2 protein-coding genes are annotated in these 1,123 nt (G+C 37.3%); both read right to left on the bottom strand.

Translation table 11 applies throughout. The features are described 5' to 3' along the window. A partial coding sequence (locus tag D4N35_RS17815; protein WP_500142626.1) for a GNAT family N-acetyltransferase occupies nt 1-261 on the bottom strand: 261 nt, incomplete at its 3' end. Nucleotides 262-376: 115 nt separating this feature from the next. Further along, nucleotides 377-1,060 (bottom strand): DUF2306 domain-containing protein, encoded by a 684-nt coding sequence (locus D4N35_RS17810; protein WP_328591092.1) that lies wholly within the window; start codon nt 1,058-1,060, stop codon nt 377-379. Nucleotides 1,061-1,123: the final 63 nt, after the last annotated feature.

Below are 1,123 nucleotides of genomic sequence, written 5' to 3'. Positions count from 1 at the left end.
AACTGCTAAATCATAAACATACATCACAGATCCAGGCTTATCATATGACATGAGCTCATAAGCAGTTATTCCACCAATAACCTCATGATGATGAAAAGCGACCAAACATACAAAACTTGGATTGTTCAGCAATCGTCTGATATTCTCCTTATTTACGTCATTTTCAGTCTCAAAAACATCATTGAATAACAAGACTAAATCATGAAAATCCTTTTCATTGCCAGACAGTAACTTTTTGTAGGTAACATATTTATTATTCATTTGTTTCTCCTCATACTTTATTTTTAAAATAGAGTTTAAAAAAAATTGTACCGATATTCATAGGGAAATAAAAGGGGTTCACTGATTGATTATTGGAAATATTCTTTTCACACGATCAAGATGCAGAACGTTTTCCGTCCATTTTATTTGTATAATAGGTAGTGAATCCAATAATAAGCGGAACAAAAACAACGATTGGGATGACCCATACGACCAGACTTACGGATTCAACGTGAAGAAGCCTCGGCGCACCAAATACAGTAAATGCAGTTACGGTAGCAATACAGCACGTCAGCATACCTATAATATGTTCTACTATCCAATGCGACCTTCTAGTCGGAGATGACAACCAATATTGCAGTTGAGCCCCTCCCAAGAACACACCTACAATAGGAAAAAACTTCAATAAGGGAAAATCTATTTTCCAACCATATATACTAATGCCGATACCAGAGATAAGTAATAGTATCGGCAGCAATAGATCCATTGCTTTTCTATGTCCTATTCTGCGCGTTTTATAACGAAGGACACGTAAACCATACCATACAGCCCCACCACTTAAAATAGCAATAAAAATCAGAAACCAAGAAAAGGGAACATCATCTACATCAAATGACGAATCCCACGCAAGACGATAAATCCCCATATATAATGCTGAAACGGACACAATGCTCATCGCAACTACATATATCCAGCCACTACGTCGATGAACCTTTCTCCCCTTTCTCGTAACGATTGGAATCCAAAACACAAATAATGCCAAGAAGCCCCCTATAATATGGGACCACCGAGCAGCCATAAAAATATATTCCACAAGTCCCCACCTCCCTGCACCATAATCCCAAATTACGAAAGTAAATTT

The organism is Siminovitchia fortis (assembly GCF_003605365.2).
GTDB lineage: Bacteria > Bacillota > Bacilli > Bacillales > Bacillaceae_C > Siminovitchia > Siminovitchia fortis.
Note: the sequence above shows the minus strand (reverse complement) of the source record. Positions and strands in the feature narration are given on the sequence as shown.